The following is a 4,726-nucleotide window of genomic DNA, read 5'->3' on the forward strand; positions in this document are numbered from 1 at the left end:
GAACAGCTCGTCGCCGCCGTCGATCACGTCGTCCCGGCTCGGCGTGATCGGCGCCTGGTCGCGCAGGATCGCCACCAGGGTCGCGTCCTCCGGCCAGTCGATGTCGCCCACGGTCAGGCCGATCACGTGCGAGTCGTGCGGCACGGTGAACTCCACCAGCGAGGACACCCCGGTCTGCAGGGTCAGCAACCGGACCAGGTCGCCGATTTCCACCGCCTCCTCCACGAGGGCCGTCATCAGTTGCGGGGTGTTGACCGCGACGTCGACGCCCCAGGAATCGTCAAACATCCAGTCGTTTTTCGGGTTGTTGACCCGGCCCACCGTCCGCCCGACGCCGAACTCGGTCTTGGCCAGCAGCGACACCACCAGGTTCACCTTGTCATCGCCCGTCGCGGAGACCACGACGTCGGCGTCCTCCAGCCGGGCGTCCTTGAGGGTACTGAGTTCACAGGCGTCGCCCACGAGCCAGTGCGCGCCGCGCAGCCCGCTGCGGCCGATCACCTCGGGCTTGAGGTCGATCAGCAGGATTTCATGTTTGTGGGACAACAATTCACGGGCGATCGAGGAACCGACGCTGCCCGCCCCGACGATGACGACTTTCACTTACGACTCCTTGGCGGGGGATTTGGCGAGAATGTGGGCAACCTCAGAAGTGCGGTCAACGCCCACCATGGCATGGACCGTGTCGCCGTCCTGGTAGGCGGTTCCGGGCCGTGGAATGATGCCCTCGCCGAAGCGGGTGAGGTAGGCGACGCGGATGTCGGCGGCTTTTTCGATCGCGGCCAGCGGGTGGCCGATCCAGCCGGCGTCGACCTCCACCTCGGCCAGCACGAGGCGGCCCGAGGGGTCGCGGAAGTCGCCGGCGAGGTGCTGCTCCGGCAGGATCCGGCGCAGCACCTGGTCCGCACTCCAGCGCACCGCGGCGACCGTGGGGATCCCGAGCCGCTGGTAGATCTCGGCGCGGCCCGGATCGTAGATGCGCGCCACGACATGCGGGACGTGGAACGTCTCGCGGGCCACCCGGGTGGCCAGGATGTTCGAATTGTCGCCGCTGGACACGGCGGCGAACGCGTAGGCCTCTTCGACCCCGGCCTGCTTGAGCGTTTCCCGGTCGAAGCCGACGCCGGTGACCTTGCGGCCGGAGAAGCCGGTCCGCAGCCGCCGGAACGCACGGTCGTCCTGGTCGATGATCGCGACCGAATGGCCGGCGTCCTCGAGCGTGTGCGCCAGGGTCGCCCCGACACGGCCACAACCCATGATCACGAAGTGCGCCACCCGTGCCTCCTCAAGCTTCTGTGTGTTTGTTGCTGCGTCAAACAATACCGGCCGGCGCGGCCCCGGAGCCGGTCCGGCGGCGGTGCGGCCCGCCGGCCGCCGGACAGCAGGTTTCGCCGTCATGACATCGCGTCCGAATCAGACTAGCTTTGTCTGGTGCTGACAATTTTCAATGCCGTGAAGCGCGTGCTGGTAGGCAAGCCCTTCCGGAACGACAGCCTGGCCCACACCCTGCTGCCCAAACGGATCGCGCTTCCGATCTTCGCCTCCGATGCGCTCTCTTCGGTGGCCTACGCGCCCGACGAAATCCTGCTCACCCTGGCCCTGGCCGGTGTCAGCGCCGTGGCCTTCTCACCCTGGGTGGGGCTCGCGGTCATGGTGGTGCTGCTCACCGTCGTGGCCTCCTACCGCCAGAACGTCCACGCCTACCCGTCCGGCGGCGGCGACTACGAGATCGCCAATGAAAACCTTGGCAAGTACGCCGGCCTCACGGTCGCCGCTGCGCTGCTCGTGGACTACGTGCTCACCGTCGCCGTATCAATGTCCTCAGCCGCCGCCTACCTCACCACAGCCGTCCCGTCGCTGCACGGCCAGCAGGCCACGATCGCGACGATCGGCGTCGTGGTCCTGGCGCTGGTGAACCTGCGCGGCATCCGCGAAGCAGGCAGCGTCTTCGCCGTGCCGACCTACATCTTCATGTTTTCGATCCTCGGCATGACCGCCGTCGGCGTCTTCCAGGCCGCCACGGGCCAGCTCGGGCAGGCGCCGTCGGCCCAGTTCCAGATCATCCCGGCACCCGGCTTCGACGAGGGACTGGTCGGGCTCACCGGCGCGTTCCTGCTGCTGCGGGCGTTCTCCTCCGGCGCCGCCGCTCTGACCGGCGTSGARGCCATCAGCAACGGCGTGCCGAACTTCAAGAAGCCCAAGAGCAAGAACGCGGCGACCACGCTGCTGCTGCTCGGCGTGATCGCCGCCTCCATGCTCGCTGGCATCATCTACCTGGCCAACGCCACCAAGGTGCACATTGTGCAGGACCCGGCGAAGGAGTTCCTGCTCAACGGCCACCCGGTGGACGAGGGCTACATCCAGAACCCGGCCATCAGCCAGATTGCGCAGACCGTCTTCGGGGCCGGGTCCCTCCCGTTCTACATCGTGGTCGCCGCCACCGGCGTCATCCTGGTGTTCGCCTCGAACACCGCTTTCAACGGGTTCCCGGTRCTCGGCTCGATCCTCGCGCAGGACGGCTACCTGCCGCGCCAGCTCCGCACCCGCGGCGACCGGCTCGCCTTCAGCAACGGTGTGCTGGCGCTGGCCGCCGGCGCGCTGGTGCTGATCATCTCGTTCAACGCGGACGTCACCAAGCTCATCCAGCTCTACATCGTGGGCGTCTTCATCTCCTTCACCCTGAGCCAGCTCGGCATGATCCGGCACTGGGGCCGCGAGCTCAAACTCGCCAAGGACCCGGCCACCAAACTGCGGATGATCAAGTCAAGGACGATCAACTCGATCGGCTTCGGCATGACCGGCCTGGTCCTGGTGATCGTGCTGATCACCAAGTTCGAGCAGGGCGCCTGGATCGCGCTGCTGGCCATGTTCGTCCTCTTCCTGATCATGTGGAGCATCCGGGCGCATTACGACAACGTGGCCAAGGAGCTCGCCGTGGACGAGGACTCTTCGCCCCGGGCGCTGCCGACCCGCGTGCACGCCGTGCTGCTGGTCTCCCACGTGCGCAAGCCGGTGCTCCGGGCACTGGCCTACGCCCGGGCCTCACGGCCCTCCAGGCTGGACGCCATCACGGTGGACATCAGCGCTGAGGAGACGGAACAGACGCTCGCRGACTGGGAGAAGCTGGACATTCCGGTGCCGTTGACGGTGCTGGCCAGCCCGTTCCGCGAGACGGTCACGCCGATCATGGAGTACATCAAGAACATGCGCCGCGACTCGCCGCGCGACCTGATCGTGGTCTACATCCCCGAATACGTCGTCGGCAAGTGGTGGGAGCAGCTGGTGCACAACCAGACGGCGCTCCGGATCAAGACCCGGCTGCACTTCGAGCCCGGCGTCATGGTGGCCAGCGTGCCGTGGCAGCTCAAGTCTTCCGAAGAATCGAAAAACCTGCAGGACATCCGATGAGCACCGACACCACTCACCCCGCCCGGACCGAGCTGGTCGTCGACGTCGGCCCCGTTGCACACGGCGGCCACTGCGTGGCCCGGCACGAGGGCCGCGTGATCTTCGTCCGGCACGGCATCCCCGGTGAAAAGGTCCGGATCCGGCTTACCGACGACGGCGAGTCCGCCAAATTCTGGCGCGCCGACGTCGTTGAGGTGCTGGAGCCGTCCCCGGACCGGGTGGAGCACTTCTGGCACGTCGCCGACTCGCAGCGTTCCTGGTCCCACGGCCACCCGCCGGTCGGCGGCGCGGAGCTCGGCCACATCTCGCTGGAACGCCAGCGCAGCCTCAAGGCCGAGGTCCTGGCCGAGCAGCTGCACCGGCTGGCCGGGGTCGAACTCCCGGACCTCACGGTTGAGGCCGTGGGGGAGGCGACTGCGGGGAAGGCCAGAGGCCTGGCCTGGCGGACCCGCGCCGGGTTTGCGGTGACTCCTGGCGGCAAGCTCGGCATGCACGCACACCGCAGCAATGAAGTGTTTCCGGTCCGCGAGATGCCGCTGGCCGTCGAGGGCATCAACTCGCTCCGGCTCTGGGACCTCGACCTGCAAGGCATCGAGCGGATCGAGGTCGCGGCGCCGGGCAACGGTTCGCGGCCGCTGGTGCTCCTGGCGCCGGCAGCCGGGACCCGGGCCAAGCGGCTCAACGCCATCCTGGCCCAGTTGCCGGAGGACGTCTCGGTGGCCCGGGTGGATCCCGGCACGGGGTCGGTCACGCAGCTGCGCGGCCGCACCTGGGTGCAGGAAACCGCCGCCGGCCACGACTACCGGGTGACCGGGGACGGGTTCTGGCAGATCCACCGTGATGCCCCGGAGACCTTGGTGGGGGCGGTGACCGGCTTCCTGCACGACGGCGGCTACCTGGCGTCCGGGTCCGTGGTGGCTGACCTCTACGCCGGCGCCGGGTTGTTCACCGCGCCCCTCGCCGACGCCGTCGGCGTCACCGGGTCCGTGCTGTCCGTGGAGGGCGCTCCGGGCACCAGCCGGGATGCCCGTAAGAACCTGCACGGGGCGGCGCAGGTCGAAATCGTCCAAGGCAAAGTGGAGCGGGTGCTGCGGCAGACGCCGCGCAACTTCGACGCCCTGGTCCTCGACCCGCCGCGGGCCGGCGCCGGCAAGGCGGTTGTCAACCAACTGGCCGCGGCCGGTCCGCGGGCGATCGCCTATGTCTCCTGCGATCCGGCGTCGTTCGCGCGCGACGTGGGCTACTTCCAGCAGGCCGGCTGGGGACTGGAGAGGCTGCGCGCCTTTGACCTCTACCCGCACACCCACCACATGGAGAC

The 4,726-nt window shown here is 68.4% G+C and carries 4 protein-coding genes; 2 read left to right on the forward strand and 2 right to left on the reverse strand.

Annotation, left to right across the window (positions count from 1 at the left end):
* Together AB4Y86_RS12390 and AB4Y86_RS12395 are read right to left on the reverse strand one after the other, a co-directional pair.
* On the reverse strand, window positions 1-603 hold a 603-nt coding region (locus AB4Y86_RS12390), incomplete at its 3' end, for a potassium channel family protein (RefSeq protein ID WP_441402523.1).
* Complete coding sequence (locus tag AB4Y86_RS12395) at window positions 604-1,275, reverse strand: potassium channel family protein (protein WP_441402524.1); 672 nt, start codon at window positions 1,273-1,275, stop codon at window positions 604-606. It lies immediately after the preceding gene.
* Between the two features lie 156 nt (window positions 1,276-1,431).
* Between AB4Y86_RS12395 and AB4Y86_RS12400 the strand changes: the two genes are divergently transcribed.
* Together AB4Y86_RS12400 and AB4Y86_RS12405 are read left to right on the forward strand one after the other, a co-directional pair.
* The gene (locus AB4Y86_RS12400; protein ID WP_441402525.1) at window positions 1,432-3,408 is read left to right on the forward strand and encodes an APC family permease; all 1,977 of its coding nucleotides are present in this window, start codon (window positions 1,432-1,434) and stop codon (window positions 3,406-3,408) included.
* Window positions 3,405-4,726: class I SAM-dependent RNA methyltransferase (locus AB4Y86_RS12405; RefSeq protein ID WP_441402526.1), on the forward strand; the 1,322-nt coding region annotated here is incomplete at its 3' end. The genes AB4Y86_RS12400 and AB4Y86_RS12405, both read left to right, overlap by 4 nt.

Source organism: Arthrobacter sp. 2YAF22_2 (assembly GCF_052114645.1).
GTDB lineage: Bacteria > Actinomycetota > Actinomycetes > Actinomycetales > Micrococcaceae > Arthrobacter.